20 protein-coding genes are annotated in these 21,550 nt (G+C 65.1%); 3 read left to right on the top strand and 17 right to left on the bottom strand.

Features of this window, described 5'->3' with window-relative positions; genetic code table 11:
* Window positions 1-18 precede the first annotated feature (18 nt).
* The 3 genes from CKO27_RS20530 to CKO27_RS20520 are packed head-to-tail and all read left to right on the top strand — an operon-like array spanning window position 19 to window position 4,069.
* Complete coding sequence (locus CKO27_RS20530; protein WP_200376790.1) at window positions 19-2,133, top strand: glycosyltransferase; 2,115 nt, start codon at window positions 19-21, stop codon at window positions 2,131-2,133.
* On the top strand, window positions 2,130-3,050 hold the full coding sequence (locus CKO27_RS20525) for a glycosyltransferase (RefSeq protein ID WP_200376789.1): 921 nt from the start codon (window positions 2,130-2,132) through the stop codon (window positions 3,048-3,050). Before CKO27_RS20530 ends, CKO27_RS20525 begins: the two co-directional genes overlap by 4 nt.
* Window positions 3,047-4,069: an NAD-dependent epimerase/dehydratase family protein gene (locus tag CKO27_RS20520; RefSeq protein ID WP_200376788.1), complete on the top strand. Its 1,023-nt coding sequence runs from the start codon at window positions 3,047-3,049 to the stop codon at window positions 4,067-4,069. The genes CKO27_RS20525 and CKO27_RS20520 overlap by 4 nt, the downstream gene beginning before the upstream one ends.
* Here the strand turns inward: CKO27_RS20520 and CKO27_RS20515 are convergent.
* The 17 genes from CKO27_RS20515 to mnmG form a co-directional block, all read right to left on the bottom strand.
* Window positions 4,008-6,419, bottom strand: coding sequence for a DUF1631 domain-containing protein (locus CKO27_RS20515; RefSeq protein ID WP_200376787.1), 2,412 nt, complete (start codon window positions 6,417-6,419; stop codon window positions 4,008-4,010). The two genes, CKO27_RS20520 and CKO27_RS20515, sit on opposite strands and share 62 nt — an antisense overlap.
* A 201-nt stretch (window positions 6,420-6,620) precedes the next feature.
* Window positions 6,621-8,453 (bottom strand): glutamine--fructose-6-phosphate transaminase (isomerizing), encoded by a 1,833-nt coding sequence (gene glmS / locus CKO27_RS20510; protein ID WP_200376786.1) that lies wholly within the window; start codon window positions 8,451-8,453, stop codon window positions 6,621-6,623.
* Window positions 8,454-8,479: 26 nt separating this feature from the next.
* Complete coding sequence (glmU, locus tag CKO27_RS20505) at window positions 8,480-9,844, bottom strand: bifunctional UDP-N-acetylglucosamine diphosphorylase/glucosamine-1-phosphate N-acetyltransferase GlmU (RefSeq protein WP_200376785.1); 1,365 nt, start codon at window positions 9,842-9,844, stop codon at window positions 8,480-8,482.
* A gap of 40 nt (window positions 9,845-9,884) precedes the next feature.
* Window positions 9,885-10,385, bottom strand: a complete 501-nt coding sequence (locus CKO27_RS20500; protein WP_200376784.1) for an FKBP-type peptidyl-prolyl cis-trans isomerase — start codon at window positions 10,383-10,385, stop codon at window positions 9,885-9,887.
* Window positions 10,386-10,492: 107 nt separating this feature from the next.
* The gene (locus tag CKO27_RS20495) at window positions 10,493-10,918 is read right to left on the bottom strand and encodes a F0F1 ATP synthase subunit epsilon (protein WP_200376783.1); all 426 of its coding nucleotides are present in this window, start codon (window positions 10,916-10,918) and stop codon (window positions 10,493-10,495) included.
* Window positions 10,919-10,930: 12 nt separating this feature from the next.
* A complete protein-coding gene (atpD, locus tag CKO27_RS20490) occupies window positions 10,931-12,313 on the bottom strand; it encodes a F0F1 ATP synthase subunit beta (protein WP_200376782.1) in 1,383 nt (460 codons plus the stop codon).
* A gap of 84 nt (window positions 12,314-12,397) precedes the next feature.
* Complete coding sequence (gene atpG, locus CKO27_RS20485) at window positions 12,398-13,261, bottom strand: F0F1 ATP synthase subunit gamma (protein ID WP_200376781.1); 864 nt, start codon at window positions 13,259-13,261, stop codon at window positions 12,398-12,400.
* A gap of 136 nt (window positions 13,262-13,397) precedes the next feature.
* Window positions 13,398-14,939, bottom strand: coding sequence for a F0F1 ATP synthase subunit alpha (gene atpA / locus CKO27_RS20480; protein ID WP_200376780.1), 1,542 nt, complete (start codon window positions 14,937-14,939; stop codon window positions 13,398-13,400).
* Between the two features lie 13 nt (window positions 14,940-14,952).
* Window positions 14,953-15,492: a F0F1 ATP synthase subunit delta gene (locus tag CKO27_RS20475; protein ID WP_200376779.1), complete on the bottom strand. Its 540-nt coding sequence runs from the start codon at window positions 15,490-15,492 to the stop codon at window positions 14,953-14,955.
* A 9-nt stretch (window positions 15,493-15,501) separates the two neighbouring features.
* Window positions 15,502-15,972, bottom strand: coding sequence for a F0F1 ATP synthase subunit B (locus tag CKO27_RS20470; protein WP_200376778.1), 471 nt, complete (start codon window positions 15,970-15,972; stop codon window positions 15,502-15,504).
* A gap of 81 nt (window positions 15,973-16,053) precedes the next feature.
* The gene (atpE, locus tag CKO27_RS20465; RefSeq protein WP_007042874.1) at window positions 16,054-16,305 is read right to left on the bottom strand and encodes a F0F1 ATP synthase subunit C; all 252 of its coding nucleotides are present in this window, start codon (window positions 16,303-16,305) and stop codon (window positions 16,054-16,056) included.
* Between the two features lie 78 nt (window positions 16,306-16,383).
* Window positions 16,384-17,253, bottom strand: a complete 870-nt coding sequence (atpB, locus tag CKO27_RS20460; protein WP_200376777.1) for a F0F1 ATP synthase subunit A — start codon at window positions 17,251-17,253, stop codon at window positions 16,384-16,386.
* A 13-nt stretch (window positions 17,254-17,266) separates the two neighbouring features.
* Complete coding sequence (locus CKO27_RS20455) at window positions 17,267-17,644, bottom strand: ATP synthase subunit I (RefSeq protein ID WP_200376776.1); 378 nt, start codon at window positions 17,642-17,644, stop codon at window positions 17,267-17,269.
* 147 nt (window positions 17,645-17,791) lie between these two features.
* Window positions 17,792-18,721 carry a ParB/RepB/Spo0J family partition protein gene (locus tag CKO27_RS20450; RefSeq protein ID WP_200376775.1) on the bottom strand — a complete coding sequence of 310 codons (930 nt, stop codon included), beginning with the start codon at window positions 18,719-18,721 and terminating at the stop codon, window positions 17,792-17,794.
* An 11-nt stretch (window positions 18,722-18,732) separates the two neighbouring features.
* A complete protein-coding gene (locus CKO27_RS20445; RefSeq protein WP_200376774.1) occupies window positions 18,733-19,521 on the bottom strand; it encodes a ParA family protein in 789 nt (262 codons plus the stop codon).
* 7 nt (window positions 19,522-19,528) lie between these two features.
* The gene (gene rsmG / locus CKO27_RS20440; protein ID WP_200376773.1) at window positions 19,529-20,194 is read right to left on the bottom strand and encodes a 16S rRNA (guanine(527)-N(7))-methyltransferase RsmG; all 666 of its coding nucleotides are present in this window, start codon (window positions 20,192-20,194) and stop codon (window positions 19,529-19,531) included.
* Window positions 20,191-21,550 (bottom strand): tRNA uridine-5-carboxymethylaminomethyl(34) synthesis enzyme MnmG (gene mnmG / locus CKO27_RS20435; protein ID WP_200376772.1); only part of this gene is annotated, 1,360 nt, incomplete at its 5' end. The genes rsmG and mnmG, both read right to left, overlap by 4 nt.

Genomic DNA, 21,550 nt, shown 5'->3' with positions numbered 1-21,550 from the left:
AGAGGCGGGTTTCACTGAATGGCCATCGCGCGAACCCAGGGCGCGGGTCTCATCGAGATCACGTTTCGCTATTTGCCCAGAGTCCTGCATGTGCTGCGCACGGAAGGGGTGAGCGTCCTGCTGCGCAAGCTCCGGCGGCGTTTGCGAACCACGCCACTCGCGGTCAAGGGTCCACCCAGGCTGCTGGTCCTTGACGAGCCGTTCCGCCCTGTAGCCTTTCCTCTCGCCGAGCCGCCGCTCGCCTCGATCATCGTTCCTGTCCACGATCAATTCCCATACACCCAGCATTGCCTGGCCGCGCTCGCCGGCGTGGGCGCGGATACGCCTTTCGAGGTCATCGTCGTCGATGATGACTCGGGGGATGGAACCGCCGAACGTCTGGCCCTGTATCCGGGCGTCAATCTGATCCGCAACCGCGAGAACCTCGGCTTCGTGGGCTCATGCAACCGGGGGGCGGCCCAGGCGCGGGGCGAGATCCTCGTCTTCCTGAACAACGATACCCAGGTCCAATCCGGCTGGCTCGACGCCCTGCGGCGCACCTTCGACGAGGTTCCCGACGCCGGAATCGTCGGCAGCCGACTCATCTATCCCGATGGCCGTCAGCAGGAGGCGGGGGGGATCCTCTTTAGCGACGGATCGGCCTGGAATTATGGTCATCTGGACGATCCGAACCGCCCCCAGTACAGCTATCGACGCGCGGTGGACTACTGCTCCGGGGCCGCGCTCGCGATTCGGGCGGATCTGTTCCGACGTCTGGGCGGCTTCGATTCGGCCTTCGCGCCGGCCTACTACGAGGATACCGACCTGGCCTTTCGCACGCGGGCGGTGGGGTATCAGGTCTATTACCAGCCGCTGTCGAAGGTGGTGCACTTCGAGGGCATCAGCGCGGGACGCGACGAGCAGGCCGAATCCGGGCTCAAACGCTTCCAGCGCCCGCATGCCGAGACCTTTCGAAGGCGCTGGGCTCGGGAACTGGCCAGCCACGGGGAACGCGGCCAGAACCTGGAACAGGTCAAGGAACGTGCCATCCGCGGGCGGGTGCTGGTGGTCGACAGTTACATGGTCACGCCCGATCGGGAGTCCGGCTCGCTGCGGATGATCAATCTTTTCCGCATCCTCCAGGGACTGGGTTACAAGGTGACCTTCGCGGCGGCCAACCTGGAGGCGCCGCAACCCTATGTCGCGGATTTGCAGCGCCAGGGGGTCGAGGTTCTCTATCGGCCTTACGTGCGCTCCATCGCGAGCCACCTGGCGAGCCGGGGCAAGGACTACGACCTGGTGATCCTGAGCCGGGCCGATGCCGCCGCCCAGGTCATGGGCGCGGCGCGGCGCCATGGCACCCGGACGCGCATCCTCTTCGACACCGTCGATCTGCATTTCCTGCGCGAGCGCCGTCTGGCGGAACTGCGCGGGGATCGGGCGACGCGCCTGGTCGCCGAGGTGCGCAAGCGTCAGGAGTTGGACCTGATGCGCCAGGCCGATCTGACCCTGGTCGTGAGCGAGACCGAACGCGACCTGCTCGCCATCGAGGCCCCGGATGTCGAGGTCCGGGTGGTCTCCAACATCCACGACATCTTTGGCTCCGCGCACCCGCCGGAGGAACGGCGCGACATCCTCTTCATCGGCGCCTTCTCGCACCCGCCGAACCGGGACGCGGTCCTCTTTTTCTGCACGGAGGTCATGCCCCGGCTCCTGAAGCGGATTCCCGATCTCCGTCTCAAGGTCATCGGGGCCGATCCGCCGAGCGAAATCCTGGCGTGCGCCGGAGCGGGGGTGGATATCCTAGATTATGTCCCGGATGTCGAGCCCTACTTCGCGCGCTGCAAGCTCTCGGTGGCGCCGCTGCGCTATGGCGCCGGCGTCAAGGGCAAGATCAATCAAAGCCTCGCCCACGGGCTCCCGGTCGTCGCCACCACCATGGCGATCGAGGGCATGCATCTGGTCGACGGCGAATCCGTACTCGTCGCCGACGAGGCCCAGGCGCTCGCCGACGCCGTGGTCCGACTCCACGAGGATCCGGTGCTCTGGCGGCGTCTGTCCGCGGGCGGCCTGGAGGTGATGGAGCGTCACTTCAGCTTCGCGGCGGCGGAGCGGGCCGTGCGGGAAGCACTCGGACTGGAGCCAGGGTCGTGAGCCCCCAGCCCGAACCGACCCCGGCGGTCAGCCTGATCGTGGTCAACTACAACGCCGGAGGACTGCTCGCGGATTGTGTGAGCGCCGCCCTGGCGTCCGAGATCGCGGTTGAAATCATCGTCAGCGACAATGGCTCGCACGACGGGAGTCTCGACCGACTCAGACAAGCCAGCGCCGGGGATCCGCGCCTGACCATCCTCGAGAACGGCACCAATCTCGGATTCGCGAAGGCCAACAATCGGGCGCTTCCCCTGACGCGCGCGGAGCGACTGCTGTTCCTCAATCCGGACTGTCTGATCGCGCCCGACACCCTGAAACGCCTCCTCGCCTTCATGGACGGACATCCCGAGGTCGGCATGGTCGGCTGTCTGGTGCTCGATCCGGATGGCTCCGAGCAGGTCGCTTGCCGCCGTTCGATTCCAGATCCCTGGATCGCCCTCAAGCGCCTGCTGCGCCTGGAACGCTGGATGCCGTCGAGCGATGGGCGACGGCTCGATCGCCGTCGGGAGCCGCTGCCCAGGGAACCGGTCGAGGTGGAGGCGATTTCCGGATCCTTCATGCTGGTGTCACGGCGGGCGCTCGCCGAGGTCGGCCCACTCGACGAGGGCTATTTTCTCCACTGCGAGGATCTGGATTGGTTCGTGCGCTTCCGCGAGCAGGGCTGGAAGATCGTCCTTGTGCCGGATGTGAGCGTCATTCACCACAAGGGCGCCTGTAGCACCGGCCAGCCGCTCGCGGTCGAGCGGCACAAGCATCGCGGCATGGAGCGGTTCTTCCGTAAGCACCAATACGGGCGCTATCCCCGCCCATTCAGTGTCCTGGTCGTGCTGGGCATCTGGCTCCACTTCGGCCTCCGGGCCGCGAGGCTGGGTCCAGGGCGCGCGTTCTCCTGGCTTGGAACCAGATTCGCCCGATGACGGCCGGGCGGGATACCGATCTCGGCTCCGTCCTGGTGACCGGCGCGACCGGCCAGGTGGGACGCCGGCTGGTGGCCGCCCTGCGGCAAGAGGGTCAGGCGGTGAGCGTCCTGACCCGCTCGCCCGAGGTGGCGGAGCGACTCTGGCCCGAGGGCGCGGTAGAGATCCGGGTGGCCGATCTCAGGTCCGGGAGCCGCCTCGCCGGCATCGGCTCGGGCGTGGATACGGTCTTTCATCTGGCGAGTCATGCCCCGCGCCCCGACGAGCCGGACCTCTACAACGCGCCGGATCATTGGCCCGTGACCGCCCTGGGAAGCGCGAATCTCGCGGACGCCCTGCGGGACTCCCAGGTTAAGCGACTGGTTTACGTCAGTACCGTCAAGGCGATGGGCGATCAGGTCGGCGCGCTCGGATCTCCGGCCGACGAGGACAGCGTCCCCGCGCCGAACTGTCTCTACGGCCGCGCCAAACGCGCCGCCGAGCAAAGCCTGCTCGGGTTGGGATCGGCGACGGGGATGAAGGTCAGCGTCATGCGCCTGCCCATGGTCTATGGGCTGGACGAAAAGGGGAACATCGCGCGTCTGGTCGCGGCGGTGGCGTCCGGGCGGTTCCCGCCCTGGCCACGCATCGCGAATCGTCGCTCCGCGATTCATGTCGAGGATGCCATCGCCGCCGCCCTGCTGATGGCCCGACACCCGGCGACTGGTGGCCAGACCTATATCGCGACCGATGGGGAAGCCTATTCGACCCGCTGGATGTATGAACAAACGCTCATCGCCCTGGATCGCCCCATCCCGCGCTGGTCGGTGCCGCCGTGGCTCTTGCGCCGCGCGGCCGCCGGCGGCTCGCTCGCCGAACGTCTGCTGGGACGGTGCATGCCCCTGACCCTGGAGGGGCTCGCGAAGCTGACCGGCGATGCCTGGTATTCCTCGGAAAAACTCCGGCGGACGCTGGGATTCACTCCCAGGCATAGCCTCGCGGACGAGATACCGCGCCTGGCTCGGCGCTGGCGGGCATGACCTTCTCCAGCACCTGAGCCACCGCGCGATCGGTCAGGGGATTGTGACTGAGCAGACGCGCGGTTCCCTTGCGGAAATGCTCCGCGAGACTGCCCGCCGCCAGGGTCATGGCGTTCTCGCCCTGCCGATTGGTGAAGAGGTAGACGCGCTTGAACTCACTCACCCAGTTCAGACGCAGGGTGTTGCGGGTTCCGCGCACACTCTGGAACTCGACCCAGGCTCCGACCTCGAGCGCCTGCACCAGACCCATGAACTTATCGTCCGCGGCAAGCATCGCCGCCTGCTTCAAGGTCGCCGACGCGGACGCCGCCGATTCGCTCGGGGGCTTCGGTCCCACCTCCGGTGGCTCGCTCGCCGCCGCGCCGCGCCAGGGCACCTCGACGCCACCCGGCGGCCGGGCCCCTTGCGGATACAGCTCGGGCGAGACGTCCCGGCGCAGGGCCGCGACATGCAGTTGGATCAACTCGCTGAAGAAATCGTCCCAGGTGTCGGCCAGTTCCATCCGACCAAGGCCGTTGCGCAACTGTTTGAGCAGATCGGGGAGCAGGAGCACCAGCCGATCGCGCTCGCGCGCGCTGGTCTTGGGCTGGGTGCTCCAGATCAGTTCATCCATGAGCCGCAGGGCCTCGACCCATTCCGGATCAGAGTCACCGACACGGACGAAAACATCCACCAGCACCAGGCGCCAGCGGCGATCCAGGAAATCCGCGATCAAGGCCGGCAGCCCACTCCGATTGACCCGTAGCTCGACCTCCGCGGCGACCCGGCTCGCGGCGACTTCCCGCCGCTCCCGCCGCGCGAGTTCACCGAGCACATCCTTGGCCGGACTTGGCGCGCTCGACTCCTCGGCCCGCAGAAACGCCTCCAACCCCTCGACCTGACTGGCGAAGATCTGGACATCGGAGTCGAAGCCCTTGACGATTTCCTCGACCACCGAGCTGACCTTGGCGAGCAGCCGGGGTCCGTCCTTCTCACCCCGGCCAAGGCCGGCGTTCGCGATCGCGTCGAGCAGACGCCGCGCGGGGTGTTTCCGATCGGAAAAGAAGCTCTTGTCGAGGAGCGCGACCTTGAGCACCGGGATCTGGAGCTTGGCGATCTCGGCGCGGACCGTGGCCGGCAGGTCCGGATCGTTGAAGATGGCGTCGAACAGCATCGCCACGATGTCCATGGTCATGGCATCCATGGGAGGCGACCAGTTCGCCATCGGGGTGGCGCGGATCTGCTGGACGGCATTGCCGCCGAAGGGATCGATCCGGACCGAGCCCAACCCCGGCATGGCGCTCGGATCGAAATGCCCACGCTGCAAGTCGCCCAGCGCCTCGATGAGCTGCTGACTGCCGAATGACTGGGGCACGGCACCCTGGCCGGGAACCTGGCCCATGGGCGCGGCCGCCGGCCAGCCAGGCGGGCCGGATGGGCCAGATGGGCCGGATGGGCCGGTCGCCAGCGACTGAAAGGCGCGCAGCAGTTGCCCGAAGATGTCCTCGTTCGTCTGACGAGGCGGACCTGGGACACCCCCGTAACCCATCGGAGCGCCCCCCATGGGAGGACCATGGATCCCTTGGCCCGAAGGCGAAAATCCGCCGCCCCCGCCGCCGCCCATCCCCGCGCCGACCTGGTCTCCCGTGGACGCCTGGGGGGCCGACAGTGGAATGGTGGGCAGAATCCCCGTTTCGGCAAGGTAACGATTGATTTCCGCGTAGATTCCGGGCAGCTCCGCCGAGGTGTGACGCTCGAACGATTGCACCAGGGCGAGCGCCAACTGACGACCCGCATCCATTTCAGTCAGGGACTGGAGCATGGCCTTGTAGAGGGCGCCCGGATGAAGCGGGTTATCCTCCTGGCTGACGCGCGGCACGCGCAGCAGGGCGGCGAGTCTGCGGTCGAGCGCGACCAGTTGCTGGGAGCAATTGAAGGCGGCGCGCGACGTAAGCTTGGTGAGGGCCAGATCCTGCTCGAAGTCTTCGTCGTCGACCAGGCTGAGTTCGTCAGGAAGCCCACCATGCGGGCGCGGATGAACCGCTCCGTGGCTCGCGAGACTGGCATCGAAGGCGCCGACATAGGCGTTGCGGAATTGCTGCAAGAGGATCGGCGAGCGATTGGCGAGAAAATGCATGGCACCGAAGCAGATCTGCTGGTGCTCGTGACTGGAGGCCCGATCCGCCATGGCGAGGAATTCGTCGTTGGCGCGTCCGATATGCCGCGTGAACACGGCGCTGACGCTGTCGACCAGCCGATCCCGGCACACGGCGAGTATGGCGGCCGCATCCTGTAGCATCGCCGTGGTCAAATTGGTCTCTTTGCCCCCGAAGGGCAGCACGTTCGAGGTCGATGTCGCGTGATCGGCCATGGGTGTTGACGCCGAAAGCAATGGAACGCGCGGTCGGTTCGCGCGACAAGCTGGCCCTGGCCGGAAATCAGCTTTCTGCTTTCGCGCGCGACCGACTCGGCGATCCTCGTGAAACGGGCACACCAGAGCCATTCATGCCCGCAGTGTAGGGAACCCGGACCAATGTGTTTGCCAACCAGCTCTCAATCCAGGCAAGCGCGCCTATTCGACCGTCACGGATTTGGCGAGATTGCGCGGCTGATCCACGTCCGTCCCCTTGAGCACGGCGACATGATAGGCCAGCAACTGGAGCGGAACCGTGAACACCATGGGATCGATCAGCTCGTCGGTCTCGGGCAGGCGGATGACCGTGACGCCCTCGACCTCTTCCAACGGAACCTGGAAATCCGCGAAGACGAAGAGCTGGCCACCGCGCGCGCGAACCTCCTCCAGATTCGACTTGAGCTTTTCCAGCAGTCCATTATTGGGCGCGACCGCCACCACCGGCATCTGATCGTCGATCAGGGCCAGGGGTCCATGCTTGAGCTCGCCCGCCGGATAGGCCTCGGCATGGATGTAGGAAATCTCCTTGAGCTTGAGCGCCCCCTCCATGGCGATGGGATATTGTTCGCCACGACCAAGGAAGAGGGTGTGATGCTTGTCGACGAATTGCTCGGCGAGCACGGCGATGACCCCATCGAGCGCCAGAACCTCGGTGATCCTGGCCGGCAGGGAGCGCAGAAGCGCCACCAGCCTCGCCTCGCCGGCCGCGTCGAGTCGATGGAAGCGTCCGATGGCCACGGTAAGCAGGAGCAAGGCCACCAGTTGCGTCATGAAGGCCTTGGTCGAGGCCACCCCGATTTCCGGTCCCGCGTGGGTGAGAAAGACCAGATCGGACTCACGCACCAGCGAGCTTTCCGGCACGTTGCAGATGGCCAGCGTGGTGTCGTAGCCCGACGCCTTGGCCTGACGCAGGGCCGCCAGGGTATCGGCCGTCTCCCCCGACTGGGAGATGGTCACGAACAGGGCCTGTTCCGGGACCACATGCCGACGGTAGCGGTATTCGCTCGCGACCTCGACCTGGCAGGGGACACCCGCCACCGCCTCCATCCAGTAACGGGCGACGAGCGCCGCGTGGTAGCTGGTACCGCAGGCGACGATGGTGACCGAGCGGATCCGCTGGAACAGCTCGGAGGCCTGATTGCCGAAGGTCTCCGGCAGGACACGGTCGCCGGCCATGCGTCCCTGGAGGGTGTCGGCGATGGCCTGGGGCTGCTCGAAGATTTCCTTGAGCATGAAGTGCCGATAGGCGCCGCGCTCGGCGGCATCGACGGCGACCGATGAGGTCTTGACCGGCCGTTCGACCAATTGACCATCGCGGTCCCAGATCCGCGTTCCTTCGCGGGTCAGCTCGGCGATGTCGCCTTCCTCAAGGAAGATGAAACGGTTGGTGACCGGCAGCAGGGCGAAGACATCCGAGGCGATGAAGTGCTCGCCGAAACCGACCCCGATGACCAGGGGACTGCCCTGACGCGCGGCCACCAGATGCTCCGGATCCCGCGCGTCGATCACGCCGAGCGCATAGGCGCCGCGCAGCCGGGTCGCGGCCAGACGCACGGCCTCAATCAGCGCATGCCCCTGCTCCAGCTCGTCGTGGATGGCATGGACCACGACCTCGGTATCCGTCTCGGAGGTGAAGACATGCCCGGCGGCGATCTGCTCGCGCCGCAGCGTCTCATGATTCTCGATGATGCCGTTGTGGACGAGCGCGCAGCGCTCATGGCTGAGGTGCGGGTGGGCGTTATGGGTCGCCGGCTCGCCGTGGGTCGCCCAACGGGTATGGGCGATGCCCAGGGTGCCCTTGAGCGGATTCGCCGCGACCTCCTCGCTCAGACGGGCGACCTTGCCGAGGGTGCGCACGCGATTGAGCCGGCCCCCCTCCTCCAGCACCGCGAGGCCGGCCGAATCGTATCCCCGGTATTCGAGCCGACGCAGTCCCTCCAGAAGGATGGCCGCGACCGGACGTTGAGCAATGGCGCCGACGATTCCGCACATGATGAAGGGCTCCCTCTAGAATCGAATCAGGTGGTCTTCTTGGGACGTTGCCAACCCGAGATGGTGGTTTGGCGAGCGCGTGTCAGGGTCAATTGCCCGGCGGGGGCGTCGCGCGTCACGACCGATCCGGCGCCGATGGTGGCGCCCTCCCCCACCGACACCGGAGCGACCAGGGCCGTGTTGGAGCCGATGAAGGCGCCGTCGCCGATCCGGGTCTTGAACTTGTTGGCGCCGTCGTAATTGCAGGTGATGGTGCCGGCGCCGACGTTCACGCCCGCGCCCACCTCGGCATCGCCCAGATAGGTGAGATGATTGACCTTGCTGCCGCGACCGAGCGTCGACTTCTTGACCTCGACGAAATTGCCGACATGGGTGTCGTCGGCGAGCCGAGCCTCGGGGCGCAGCCTGGCAAAGGGACCGATCCGGGCGTTCGCGCCGACCTCGGCCCCCTCGATGACGCAGTTGGCCATGACCAGGGTGTCCGGACCGATGACGCAATCCTTCAGCAGGCAGTTGGGGCCGATCCGAACCCCCGAGGCGAGTCGGACCTCGCCCTCGATGATCACGTTGATGTCGATACTCACATCGGGATCCGCCTCCAGCCGACCGCGCAGATCGAAGCGGGTTGGATCGGCGAGGGTCACGCCGGAGCGCATGAGGTCATCCGCCGCGCGACGCTGGAAGATGCGCTCCAGCTCCGCGAGCTGGACGCGGTCGTTCACCCCCGCGACCTCGGGCAGCGAGCCTGGCCGCGCCGTCGCGATCCGCGCGCCCTCGCGGGCGGCGAGTCCGACGATATCGGTCAGATAGTATTCGCCCTGGGCATTGTCGTCGCCGATCAGGGCGAGCCAAGCCTCCAGCCGCGCCCGGTCCGCGACCAGAAAGCCGGTATTGATCTCCCGGATGGCCCGCTCCTCCTGGGTCGCGTCCCGTTCCTCGACGATCCGGGTCACACGACCATCGGCATCGCGCAGGATCCGGCCGTAGCCGGCGGGATCGGCAAGCTCGGCGGTCAGGAGACCCAAGGGCGTCTCCCGGCTCGTCTCCAGCAGACGCGCGAGCGTCTCGGACGAGATCAGCGGCACATCGCCATAGAGCACCAGCACCCGATCCATGCCGGCCATGGCCGGCATCGCCTGCATGACCGCGTGACCCGTGCCGCGCTGCTCGGCCTGCTCGGCCCAGAGACACTCATGCCCGCAAAGCGCGGCTCGCACCCGATCGCCACCATGGCCGTGGACCACGACGACGCACGCCGGATCCAGTTCGGCCGCCGAGGCGAGTACATGCGCCAGCAGCGGTCGGCCGGCGAGCGGATGCAGCACCTTGGGCAGGCGCGAACGCATGCGTTTTCCGAGGCCGGCGGCCAATATCACGACACCGATCTTCATATGGATTCGATTCCCTTGAATGGAGCCGCGCTGAAGCGCCTCAGTGAAGCCGACCCACCGACTCATGGCCGGCGCCCAGATCCGCGCTCAGTTCGGCGTGGGTGGGATCGCGGACGTCCTGGACGCGGACGTGGACCCTGAGCGGCTTGCCGGCCAGCGGATGATTGCCGTCGATCATGAGCTTCCCATCCGCGATCCGCGTCACATGGAAGGTCTTGACCTCCCCGAGATCGTTGCGCATCGGCACCTCGGCGCCAAGGTGACGAAACTCCTCGGGGACGTTGTCCAGATCGTCGGCGAAGGTCAGACTCGGATCCCAGGGACCGAATCCCTCGTCCGGTCCCAACAGCATCTCCACCTCGTCACCGGACCCCTTGCCGCCGATGGCCCGGTCCATCCCGCCGATGAGTTCGACCTGACCGCCGTGGATATAGGTGACCGGGAGATCCGTTTGTTCCAGAACCTCGCCGTCGAGAGCGAGAATGCTGTAGGTCAGGGACACCAGCTTGCCCTGGGTGATGACCTGATCGGATTTAGCCATGCCTGTCTCCAGTCGTGTAACCAGAACACAAACACGAACGCCCCCGTCATCATGACCGGGGGCGTTCGCGAGGGGATGCCGAGCGGAATCCCGAAGGGTCGAACCGATCAGCCGCGCTTCATCTTGCGCAGCTTTTCGATCGCGCGAAGCTGAGCCACGGCCTCGGCCAACTCGGCCTGGGCCTTGGCGTACTCGAACTCGGCGACATGGCCGGCGAGTGCATCCTCGGCCCGGCGCTTGGCTTCCATGGCCGCCGCCTCGTCCAGGTCGCGCGCACGGATGGCCGTGTCGGCCAGAACCGTGACCACGTTCGGCTGGACCTCGAGCATGCCGCCGGAGACATAAAAGCTCTCCTGCTCGCCCTTCTCGTTCTCCACCCGCACATCACCCGGCTTGAGACGGCTGATGAAGGCCGTATGGCGCGGGGCGATACCCACCTCGCCCATCTCCGCGGTCGCGTAGACCATGGTGGCGGGTCCGGAGTGGATCGCGCCCTCGGCGCTGACGATATCGACGCGGATTGTCATTGCCATGGGTAATCCCCCTTAGCTGGCCATCTTCTCGGCCTTGGCCACCGCCTCGTCGATCCCGCCGACCATGTAGAAGGCCTGCTCGGGGAGGTGGTCGAAGTCGCCGTTGACGATCGCCTTGAAGTCCTTGATGGTGTCCTTGACGGACACGAACTTACCCGGCGAGCCGGTGAAGACCTCGGCGACGAAGAAGGGCTGGGACAGGAAGCGCTGGATCTTGCGGGCGCGCGAGACGATCAGCTTGTCGTCGTCGGAGAGCTCGTCCATGCCCAGGATGGCGATGATGTCCTTGAGCTCCTTGTAACGCTGGAGCGTCCCCTGCACGGCGCGGGCGGTCTCGTAATGCTCGGTCCCGACGACGTTTGGATCCAGGATGCGGCTGGTGGAGTCCAGCGGATCCACGGCCGGGTAGATGCCCAGCTCGGCGATCTGGCGCGAGAGCACCAGGGTCGCGTCCAAATGCGCGAAGGTGGTGGCCGGCGAGGGGTCGGTCAGGTCGTCCGCCGGCACGTAGACCGCCTGGAAGGAGGTGATGGAGCCGGTGCGCGTGGAGGTGATGCGCTCCTGCAGGGCGCCCATCTCGGAGGCCAGGGTCGGCTGGTAGCCCACGGCGGAGGGCATGCGGCCGAGCAGCGCGGACACCTCGGTGCCGGCCAGGGTGTAACGGTAGATGTTATCGATGAACAGCAGCACGTCGCGGCCTTCCTCGCGGAAGAACTCGGCCATGGTCAGACCGGTCAGGGCGACGCGCAGACGATTGCCCGGAGGCTCGTTCATCTGGCCGTAAACCAGGGCGACCTTGTCGAGAACGTTCGACTCCTTCATCTCGTGATAGAAGTCGTTGCCCTCGCGGGTGCGCTCGCCGACGCCAGCGAACACCGAGAAGCCGGAATGCTCGGCCGCGATGTTGCGGATCAGCTCCATCAGGGTGACGGTCTTGCCCACGCCGGCGCCGCCGAAGAGGCCGACCTTGCCGCCCTTGGCGATCGGCATGATGAGGTCGATGACCTTGATGCCGGTCTCCAGGATCTCGGTCGAGGTCGCCTGATCCTCGAACTTCGGAGCCTCGCGGTGGATGGCCCAGCGCTCCTCGCTCTGGACGTCGCCCATCTCGTCGATGGCGTTGCCCAGCACGTCCATGATGCGCCCCAGGGTCGCCTGACCGACCGGCACCTTAATGGGCGCGCCCGTCGACTCGACGTCGACGCCGCGCTGCAGGCCGTCGGTCGAACCCATGGCGATGGTCCGCACCACGCCATCGCCGAGTTGCGCCTGAACCTCAAGCGTCAAGCCGACCGAGTCGATCTTAAGGGCATCGTAAACCTTGGGCATCTCACCGCGCGGAAACTGAACGTCCACGACGGCGCCGATGATTTCCACCACGTTACCGGAACTCATAGTCTTTTCCTCTTGTGCCTTGCGGCCTCTAGCGATTCTGTCTGGATCTGGTGCCAAATCGGGCGCCCGCCACGGTCGGCGTCGTCACACAGCGGCCGCGCCGCCCACGATCTCGGAGATTTCCTGCGTGATGGCCCCCTGACGCGCCTTGTTGTAGACGAGCTGAAGCTCGCCGATCAGGTTGCCGGCATTGTCCGAGGCGGACTTCATCGCGACCATGCGGGCGGCCTGCTCGCAGGCGCCGTTCTCGACCACCGACTGATAGACGAGCGATTCGATATAGCGCGTGAGCAGGGCGTCTAGGACCGTGCGGGCATCCGGCTCGTAGATGTAATCCCAGTGGTAGGGCATGGAGTCACGCTCGCCACCGACGATGGGAACCAACTGGCGAATCACCGGACGCTGGGTCATGGTGTTCACGAACTCATTGCTAGCGACATAGATGGCATCGATCTGCTTGGCCTCGAAGGCATCGAGCATGACCTTGACCGTGCCGATCAGATCCTCGATGTGCGGCTTGTCGCCGAGATGCGTCGCCTGTCCCTTGACCTCGCCGCCGAAGCGCTTGAAGAACCCGAGCGCCTTGGAGCCGATGGTACAGAAGACGGTCTCGACGCCGGCCGCGCGCTGTTCCTTGATTTCGGTGACCAGACGGCGGAACAGATTGCTGTTCAGACCGCCGCAGAGACCACGATCGGAGGAGACGACGATGTAACCGATACGCTTGCGTTCGCGCTCGACCGCCATGTAGGAATGCCGGTATTCCGGCGTCGCGTTGGCCAGATGACTGATGACCTGGAGCATCTTCTCCGCGTAGGGGCGGGAAGCGGACATGCGGTCCTGGGCCTTGCGCATCTTGGATGCCGCGACCATCTGCATGGCCTTGGTGATCTTTTGCGTGCTCTTGATGCTCGCGATCTTGGTGCGGATTTCTTTGGCGCCTGCCATTTTTAACTCCCAGCCTCCAGCGACCAGCCACCGGCCTTTCAGCGGTGGGTGGCGGAGGTTCGATACTTGTCAAAACGCACCACGCCAGCCGACCTGGCCTCCAGTGAAGGCCGGCGGCTGATGACTGGCGGCTGTCTTACCAGGTGTTGTTCGCCTTGAAATCCTTGATCGCGGCGTGCATGCCCTGCTGGATGTCGTCGTTGTAGTCGCCGGTCTCGTCGATCTTGGCCAGCAGATCGGCTCGTGCCGATTTCATGTAGCTCTGCAGGGCGCGCTCGAAGTCGACGACTTTCTTGACGTCCACGTCATCCAGGTAGCCTTCGTTCGCGGCGAACAGCGAGATGGCCATCTGACCGACGCTCATCGGCGAATACTGGAACTGCTTCATGAGTTCGGTGACGCGCTCGCCGCGCTGGAGTTGCTTGCGGGTCGCTTCGTCCAGATCGGAGGCGAACTGCGAAAAGGCCGCCAGTTCGCGATACTGAGCCAGCGCCAGGCGGATACCGCCGCCGAGCTTCTTGATGATCTTGGTCTGGGCCGCGCCACCGACGCGCGATACCGACAGACCGGCGTTGATGGCCGGACGGATACCCGCGTTGAAAAGGTCGGTTTCCAGGAAGATCTGACCGTCGGTGATCGAGATGACGTTGGTCGGCACGAAGGCGGACACGTCGCCGGCCTGGGTCTCGATGATGGGCAGGGCGGTCAGCGAGCCGGTCTTGCCGGTGACCTTGCCGTTCGTCATCTTCTCGACGTAGTTCGGATTGACGCGCGCGGCGCGCTCTAGGAGACGCGAATGCAGATAGAAGACGTCGCCCGGATAGGCTTCGCGACCCGGAGGACGGCGCAGCAGCAGCGAGACCTGACGATAGGCCCAGGCCTGCTTGGTCAGGTCGTCATAGACGATCAGCGCGTCCTCGCCCTTGTCGCGGAAGTACTCGCCCATGGTGCAGCCGGCATAGGGGGCCAGGAACTGCATGGCCGCCGATTCGGCCGCCGCCGCCGCGACGATGATGGTGTGGTCCATGGCGCCGTGCTCCTCGAGCTTGCGCACGATGGCCGCGATGGAGGAGTTCTTCTGTCCCACCGCCACGTAGATGCACTTAACGCCGGTGCCTTTCTGATTGATGATGGCATCGATCGCCACGGCGGTCTTGCCGGTCTGACGGTCGCCGATGATCAACTCGCGCTGACCGCGCCCGACCGGAACCATGGCGTCGATCGCCTTGAGGCCGGTCTGAACCGGCTGGTCGACCGACTGGCGGGAGATAACGCCGGGAGCGACCTTCTCGATCGGCGAGGTTCCCGCCGCCTCGATTGGACCCTTGCCGTCGATCGGATTGCCGAGCGCGTCGACGACGCGACCCATCAAACCCTCGCCGACCGGAACCTCGAGGACGCGGCCGGTGCAGCGCACCCAATCGCCCTCCGAGAGATGCGTGTAGCTACCCAGCACGACCGCGCCAACCGAGTCACGCTCCAGGTTCAGCGCCAGTCCGTAGGTATCGCCCGGAAACTCGAGCATCTCGTAATACTTCGCATCGGACAGGCCGTGGATACGCACGATGCCGTCGGTCACGCTGACGACCGTGCCTTCGGTACGGGCCTCGGTCTGAAGCTCGAATTTCTCGATCTTCTGTTTGATGAGATCGCTGATCTCGGAAGGATTCAGTTGCATGGCGGTGTCCAGTTCAGAATTGCAAAGCGTGGGCCAGTTGCTTGATCTTGCCGCGCACGGAATGGTCGATGACGAGGTCCCCGGTGCGAATCTCGATTCCGCCAAGCAAGGCGCTATCGGTCTCGATGGTCAAGTCGACCTGACCGCCAAAGCGCTTCGCGAGGGATTGGGCGAGGGACTCCCGCTGATCGTCTTCAACCTCGAAGGCGCTGCGGATCAGGATGTGACGCACGCCTTGATCGGCGATACGACGCTCCTCGAAGAGCCGCGCGATCTCCGGGATGGCCGCGAGACGTGAATTGAGCGCGAGCAAACGCAGCAGGTTCGCGGCCTCCGCTGGAAGGGCATCGCCGCAGACCTCAAGAATGAGGTCACGGATCAGCTCGCGCGGCACGGTCGGATTTCCGATCTGCTCGGCCAACCGGGCCTCCGACGTCACCGCCGCCAGAAGCGCCAGGGCCTCGGACCAGACGTCGAGCCGGCCAGCCTCCCGGGCACGTTCGAAGGCGGCCTCGGCATAAGGCCGCGCGATGGTGGTCATATCTCCGGCCATGGTGTTCCCTTAGAGCTGCTTGGCGAAATCGTCGACGATCGAACGGTGGGTCCGCACGTCGATTTCTTTCTGGAGGATCTTCTCGGCGGCGGCCATGGCCAGAAGGGCGACCTTCTCGCGCAACTCCTCGCGGGCGCGATTGGTCTCGCGCTCGATCTCCGCCTGAGCGGCGGCGACCAGACGATCGCCTTCCGAGCGCGCATCGACCTTGGCTTCCTCGATGATGTCGGTGGCCCGCTTCTGAGCCTGGGTGACGACCTCGGCGGCGCTCGCCTTGGCATCCTTCAACAGCTCCAGCGCGCGCTGCTCGCCAAGCGCCTTTTCCTGGTGACCACGCTCCGCAGCGGCCAGGCCCTCGGAAATCTTGGCCTTACGCTCCGCCAACGCATTCACGATGGGCGGCCAGATATACTTCATGCAGAACCCGACGAACACCGCGAAGGTGATCATCTGGGCAAAGAGTGTCAGATTGATATTCATAGCGTTGCCTTGTGCCTTTGCCTCGGACCTAGTCAGAATGACAGGCAAGTGTCCTCGACCCGGCCGGAGCCGGATGCATCGTTAGGCAGCGAACATCAGATACAGGCCCATGGCGATCGCGATAACCGGCAGCGCGTCGACCAGACCCATGACGATGAAAAACTGGGTACGAAGCATCGGGATCAGCTCGGGCTGACGGGCCGCGCCTTCCAGGAAACGCCCACCGAGGATACCGATACCCACGCCGGCGCCAACGGCACCAAGACCGAGCATGAGGCCCGCGCCGATGAATTTGATGGCCATAGCAAAGGCTTGTGCGACTTCGAGTTCCATGAGTTCCCCCAGGGTCAATGAGTTGAGACTGAATCGTCAGTTGAAAGAAAAAGGGTCGAGCGCGAACAGCCCGGGCGATCAGTGATGTTCTTGATGCGCCATGTCCAGGTAGACGATGGTGAGCACCATGAAGATGAACGCCTGAAGCGTGATGATGAGGATGTGGAACACGGCCCAGACGAATTGCAGCACACCCGCGGTCGTGGCCAGCACGACACCGCCGCCGTACAGCAAGGCGATCAGGATGAAGATCATTTCGCCGGCATAGAGGTTGCCGAAAAGACGCAGAGCGAGCGAAACGGGCTTGGAGAGCAGACTGATACCCTCCAGGATCAGATTGGCGGGCATGCCCCACTTACCGAACGGCTGAAGCGTCAACTCACCCAGGAAACCGCCGACCCCCTTCATCTTGATGCTGTAATAAAGCACCATGAAAAAGACCGCCAGGGCCATGCCGAAGGTGGCATTGGGATCCGTCGTGGGCACGACCTTCAAATAGACGTGATGCGGATCCGCGCCGAACACCGCCATCAACTGGGCGAACAGATGCGGAATCAGATCGACCGGAATGAGATCCATCAGATTCATCAGGAAGACCCAGACGAAAATCGTCAGCGCCAGGGGGGCGACCATGGGATTCTTACCGCTGAAGGAACCGCGAACGTTTTCCTCGACGAAATCGACGATCCATTCGACGAAATTCTGCGCGGCACCCGGTACGCCAGCGGTCACGCGCTCGGCGACGCCCTTGAAGAACCAGATGAAGAGCGATCCCAGCAGGATCGAGAAAAACATGGTATCGACATTGATCGCCCAGAAACCCATCTGAGCCGCGTCCGCGCTGTCGTGAGCGAACTGGAGCCCGTGCTCGGGATGCCAACCAAGCGTCAGGTTGGTGAGATGGTGCTGGATGTATTCCTGGGAGGTGAGGGTTTCGGAAGAAGCCATCGATCATCTCTCACTACGTGGTTCGGCTGCCCATGCGAGCGGCAATCAGGGTTGGGATCACCTGGACCACGAAATAGGCCCCAAGCAACGCCGGTACATTCAATTCATCGTATGTCGCGAAGGCCGCGCCAAGGAGCGCGAGGATCAGCGCGATCTTGGCGGCCTCGGCGCCATAAAAACGTAAAACCAAGGATCCGATGGCCTGGGCGCGATAGCCGCGAAACACCAGGGCCGCGAGCAGAGCATTCGCCAACAAGCAAATTCCCGCCCCGACCAAGACTGAAATCGCGATTGGAGCGCCGAACGACAGGGCTAAAACCACCAGAACCAAACCTAGAATCAACTGATTCTTTAGTATCCGCCTGGCCTGGAGAGCGTCCGGCTGTTGCATCGGGTCATCATGAATGGGATGGGCGCGACGCCCATAAGCCGCGAAGTATAAGCGGTCGCGGATATAGGGTCAACGCAACCACGGAGTTTTTGATGAGGCCATTGATCGGCACCGGGGTCGGAGAGCTATTTCCGCGCACGACCGGCCTCACTGAATATGCGCGAGAATTCCATCGAGTTCGTCCAGATTGTTGTAGGCGATCACCAGCTTGCCGCCCCCCCGGTGGCCGTGCTGAATCTGGACCCTGGCGCCCAGCCTGTCGGTCAGATCGGACTGGAGCCGCCGGATGTTGGGATCCTCCGCCGGCCGGGCCGGCACCTCCTCTCCGGCGTCCTCCTGCTGGAGACGCCGCACCAGCCGCTCGGTCTCGCGCACCGAGAGCCCGCCCGCCACCACCTGACGCGCGGCACGACTTTGAGCCGCCCCCTTGAGCCCAAGGAGCGCGCGGGCATGCCCCATCTCCAGCCGCGACTGTTCCAGGAACTCCTTGACGTCCGGGTTCAGCTCCAGCAGACGCAGCAGATTGGTCACCATGGTGCGCGACTTGCCGACCGCCTCGGCGACCTGCTGGTGGGTCAGGGCGAACTCGCTGATCAGCCGCTCCAGCGCGCCCGCCTCCTCGAGCGGATTCAGATCGGCGCGCTGAATGTTCTCGATCAGCCCGATCGCCAGCGCCGAGGGTTCGTCGACCTCGCGAACGACAACCGGGATCCTGACCAGACCGGCCTGCTGGCAGGCGCGCCAGCGGCGCTCGCCGGCGATGATCTCGTAGCGCGCGCCGGTCTCGCCGGGCTCGGCCAGGGGTCGCACCACGATCGGCTGGATCACACCCTGGGCGACGATGGAATCGGCCAACTCGCGCAGCGCGTCCGGATCGAAGTCGCGGCGCGGCTGGTAGCGGCCGCGCTGGATATGCTCCAGCGGCAGATGGACCAGCGACTCGGCCAAACGCGGATCCGCGACCGGCTCGCTCGCGACATCCAGGCTGACCACGGGCGCGCGCGCCGCTCCGAGCAGGGCATCCAGACCCCGCCCCAGGCCCTTCTTCTTCGTCAAGGATTTCTGATCGCTATCCATTCGCTGTCCAGTCAAGCCGCGTGGCGGCGTTTTTCGTAACGTCGCAGCAACTCGCTCGCGAGCGACAGATAGGCGATCGCGCCCTTCGAGAGTGGATCGTAGATTAGGGCCGATTGACCATGACTCGGCGCCTCGGCCAGCCGGACATTACGCGGGATGATGGTGCGGTACACCTGATCCTTGAAGTGGGTGATGAGCTGGGTCGAGACCTGATTCGCCAGATTGTTGCGCGGATCGTGCATGGTCCGAAGGATTCCCTCGACACGCAGCTCCTGATTGCGGCTCTCGCGGATCTGCTCAATGGTGTCGAGCAGGGAGGACAACCCCTCAAGGGCGTAATACTCGCACTGGATCGGGATCAGCACCCCGCGCGCGGCGACCAGGGCGTTGACCGTGAGCATGTTGAGCGAGGGCGGACAGTCGATGATGACCAGCTCATAGGCCTCGGCCGCGCCGCCCAGAACCTTGCTCAGACGCCGCTCGCGGTCGTCCGAGCTGATGAGTCCGATCTCGGCGGCGGTCAGATCCGCGTTGGACGGCAGCAGATCGAATCCGGGCGCCGGCTCGGTGACGCGCTGGATGCAGTCCGCGATGGGGATGTCCGTCAGCAGCAGGTCGCAGGCGGTGTAGTCGACGCGATGCTTGTCGATCCCGCAACCCATGGTGGCGTTGCCCTGGGGATCCAGGTCCACCAGCAGGACGCGACGCTTCATCGAGGCCAGCGAGGCGGCCAGGTTGACCGCCGTGGTGGTCTTGCCGACGCCGCCCTTCTGATTGGCGATCGCGATGATGTTGACCATGGTCGGCTCAATCACTCCGGAGTTCGAACAAATGACGTGGAAGGTCGAGGAAAGGGACCGTCAGCCGGTGAATGGTCAGCGACGCCGGGGACAGGCCGGGGATCCCGGCCTGGGCCTCCGCGAGGCGGCCCTTCATCAGCAGCAGCCGGCCGGGACGCGCCAGCCAATCCAGGGTCGGGCCGCGCAGGATGTCGTCGGCGGCCAGGGCGCGGCTCGCTATGGTACTGAATTTCAGCCCCGGCCGGTATGTCTCGATACGCGCCTGGACCGGCTCCACGTTGTCCAGTCCAAGTTCCATGACCGCCTGGCGCACGAAACGGACCTTCTTGCCGTTGCCGTCGAGCAGCCAGAAGCGGCGCTCGGGCGAGAGGATCGCCAGCGGCAGACCCGGCAGACCGGCTCCGGTGCCGATATCCAGCAGGGTCTCGCCGAACAGGAAGGGCTGGATGGAGAGACTGTCGAGCAGATGCCGGGCGACCATCTCGAGCGGATCCCGGACGGCGGTCAGGTTATAGGTCTGGTTCCAGCGCCTCAGCAGATCGAGAAACTGGAGCAAGCGCCCCCGCTGCTCCGGCGTCGGGACCAGCCCAAGCTGGGCGACGCCCTGGTCCAGACGGGTTTCGATGTCCCCACGCGCGACCGCGTCAAGCTCCAGGCGGTGTGATTCCTTCATGGCCGGGCGGACTGGCGCTTGAGATGAATCAGCAGCAGGGAAACCGCCGCCGGCGTTACACCCGGAATCCGCCCCGCCTGACCCAGGGTCGCCGGGCGGACCCGATTGAACTTCTCGCGCACCTCGACGGAGAGTCCACGCACCTGGTCGTAATCGAAATCATCCGGCAGCACCTTGAGCTCCTGCTCGCGCTGACGCTCGATCTCGGCGCTCTGACGGCCGATGTAACCCGCGTAGCGGGACTGGATCTCCAGTTGCTCGGCGACCTCCGGGGCGACCGGCTCGGGCGGATCGCCGCTGAGCGCGCGGATCCCCGCGTAGCCCACATTGGGACGCGCCAGCAGATCCAGGGCGCGCGCCTCGCGACGCAGGGGCTCGCCCAAAATCCGGGTGGCCAGAGTCGGATCCAGTGTTTCGGGACGCACCCAGAGGTCTCGCAAACGCTCGCGCTCGCGTTCGATCGCCTCGCGTTTTTCCTCGAACCGCCGCCATTGATCGTCCCCGACCAGTCCGAGCCGGCGCCCCATTTCGGTCAGGCGCAGATCGGCATTGTCCTCGCGAAGCATGAGCCGGTACTCAGCACGACTGGTGAACATGCGGTAGGGTTCGCTGGTCCCACGGGTGATGAGGTCGTCGACCATGACCCCGAGATAGGCGTCGTCGCGGCGCGGATGCCAGGGCTCGCGCGCCTGAACCTGGAGCGCGGCATTGGCCCCGGCCAGCAGGCCCTGGGCGGCGGCCTCCTCGTAGCCGGTGGTTCCATTGATCTGGCCGGCCAGGAAGAGTCCCTGGAGATGGCGGCTTTCCAGCGATGGCCCGAGATCGCGCGGATCCAGGAAGTCATATTCGATCGCATAGCCGGGCCGGGTCAGATGCGCCCGCTCCAGGCCCATGATCGAGCGCACCAGCGCCTCCTGGATGTCGTAGGGCAGGCTGGTGGAGATGCCGTTGGGATAGACCTCGTGGGTCGAGAGCCCCTCCGGCTCGATGAAGATCTGATGCGAGGTCTTGTCGGCGAAGCGCACGATCTTGTCCTCGATCGAGGGACAGTAGCGCGGTCCGACCCCCTCGATGACGCCGGTGAAGAGCGGCGAACGCAAGAGTCCGGAACGAATGATGTCGTGCGTGCGTTCATTGGTATGGGTGATATGGCAACTGACCTGACGCGGATGGTCCTGGGGACATCCGAGATAGGAGAAGACCGGAACCGGATCGTCGCCCGGCTGCTCGGCGAGCCGGCTGAAATCGATGGTGCGCGCATCGAGGCGCGGCGGAGTGCCGGTCTTGAGACGCTCGATCCGGAAGGGCCATTCGCGCAGCCGCCGCGCCAGGGCGTTGGAGGGTGGATCCCCCGCC

The sequence above is a fragment of the Thiocystis violacea genome, from assembly GCF_016583575.1.
GTDB classification, from domain to species: Bacteria; Pseudomonadota; Gammaproteobacteria; order Chromatiales; family Chromatiaceae; genus Thiocystis; species Thiocystis violacea.
This window is presented reverse-complemented; position numbering and strand designations above follow the sequence as displayed.